At 43.3% G+C, this 2,180-nt stretch carries 1 protein-coding gene; it reads left to right on the top strand.

Annotated features, from left to right (window positions below):
* Positions 1-582: 582 nt before the first annotated feature.
* The gene (locus F6K37_RS39155) at positions 583-2,091 is read left to right on the top strand and encodes a group II intron reverse transcriptase/maturase (RefSeq protein WP_287256629.1); all 1,509 of its coding nucleotides are present in this window, start codon (positions 583-585) and stop codon (positions 2,089-2,091) included.
* Positions 2,092-2,180: the final 89 nt, after the last annotated feature.

The raw sequence follows: 2,180 nt of genomic DNA, 5'->3' as shown, positions 1-2,180 counted from the left end.
GGTGCGGCTCGTTCCAACTAGGAACCTCTAAATAGAGGGTATAAGTTGGGGGAATCGCGAGGTCAAAAACCTCAAAAATTCCTAACTATTTCTTGGATGTGGGTGAAAGCCCCACCCCTGCGGAGACAGGTGACTCCTTACCTGGCCACACCGAGATGAACGGCATTTCATTAGAGTGAAGCTGGCAACAGGGCGCAATCAGTTGAAAATGAAGCAGATAGACAACACTGGCGCTAATAGGGAGGTGACAAGGATAAACAGGTTCTATAAAAGTGTCCAAGCGCAGAGCTACGAAATCTGGAAATAAAAATTCGTATGACTCTATTATCTATTCTCATGACATTATCGTTGTGATAGTCATAAACTCCGAGGAGATAATGGGCAAAATGAACCGTCCTAAATCCCCAGACCAATCTCAGGAATGGAACGAGTAAAAACGACAGCAAAATACGGGTCTGGGAACAAAGGTCGTAATCCCAGTAAGTTATGCCAAACCTAATCCCCACTGTCGGGTAGGATGCAGGCGGAAACTGCCTGCGGGTATCCAGAATACACAAACTCTAGCAGAGCATAGTTAGACACATGAGTAACAAAACTTATAGTGAACTTTGGAAAGGACAAAATTGGAAGAAACTCCGACAAAACCTTTTCCGCCTACAAAAGCGAGTGTATAAAGCAGTTCAAGCTGGGAATTTGAGGAAAGCCCGGTCTCTACAGAAACTGATTCTAAAATCCCGTTCAGCACAACTTTTGGCCATCCGTCAAGTAACACAACTAAATAAAGGCAAAAAAACTGCCGGTATTGACGGGAAGACAGCCCTCAATTACAAAGAGCGTATGGAGCTACTGAATGAATTGAACCACTATGGCCACGTCTGGAAACATAGCGGACTTCGAGAAATTCCTATCCCTAAAAAGAATGGAAAAGTAAGAATTCTTAAAGTACCTACCATAGCCGACCGAGCATGGCAAGTAAGCGCCAAATTCGCCCTGGAACCAGCCCATGAAGCAACCTTTCACGCCCGAAGTTACGGGTTTAGAACTGGACGCAGTGCTCACGATGCCCAACAATATATGTTCACGAATCTAGCGGCGAACAAAAATGGCATCAATAAAAGGGTTATCGAATTAGACATAAAGAAGTGCTTTGACCGTATCTCCCACAAATCCATCATGGATAGATTGATAGCACCAACTAGTCTGAAAACGGGGATATTCAGATGTTTAAAAGCTGGCATCAATCCGGAATTCCCTGAACAAGGAACGCCCCAGGGAGGGGTAGTCAGCCCACTTCTCGCCAACATTGCACTCAACGGAATAGAAGATACACACCCTAGCGTCCGATATGCGGACGATATGGTAATATTTCTAAAACCAAAAGACGACGCTGAAAAGGTATTAAATAAAATAAAAACCTTTTTAGCAGAACGCGGAATGGAAATCAATGAAGAAAAGACCAAGGTAACCAAAACGACAGACAGTTTTGACTTCCTGGGCTGGAATTTCCGAGTCCAAAAAAAGAATGGAAAATTCAGAAGTATTCCTTCAAAGGAAAACTACGAAACTTTCCGTAAGAAGGTAAAAACCATAATTCTCAGCTCGAACTATGGTGCAGAGAAAAAGGCGCAAAAACTAGCACCCATAGTAAGGGGATGGAGAAACTACCACAAATGGTGTGACATGAACAGCGGGAGAGACTCCCTCTGGTTCATAGACGAATCCGCAAGACGTAAATTCCTAAAAGAAAAGAAAGTAGACAAACATAAGGCTGTAGAGCTATGTAAGAAAGCTTTCCCAAAAGTAGGACACGAGCAAAACGGATTTATCATGGTAGAGAAAACTAGAACCCCCTACGACGGAAACATAACGTATTGGAGTAGAAGAAATTCTAAACTATACGACAATGTAACAGCTAAAGCTCTGAAAAGACAACACCATTCCTGTGGACACTGCGGATTAAAATTCATAGACGACGAATCTGTACATCTTCATCACATAGATGGAAACCACGACAATTGGAAGTCAAAGAATTTAATGGCAATACATCAAAGTTGCCACCAACAACTCCACTGGAGCAAGTCGAAGGACTAGGATATCTAGGAGCTGGATGAGGGGAAACTTTCACGTCCAGTTCTGAAGGAGAGGTGCCCTAGGGTAATACCTAGGCATCGACTCTAACT

The sequence above is a fragment of the Moorena sp. SIO4E2 genome (assembly GCF_010671945.1).
Taxonomy (GTDB): Bacteria; Cyanobacteriota; Cyanobacteriia; order Cyanobacteriales; family Coleofasciculaceae; genus Moorena; species Moorena producens.
This window is presented reverse-complemented; position numbering and strand designations above follow the sequence as displayed.

What these genes read in the sequence shown, in the direction of transcription:
- F6K37_RS39155 (WP_287256629.1), top strand. Translation starts at nt 583, where the DNA reads ATGAGTAACAAAACTTATAGTGAACTTTGGAAAGGACAAAATTGGAAG.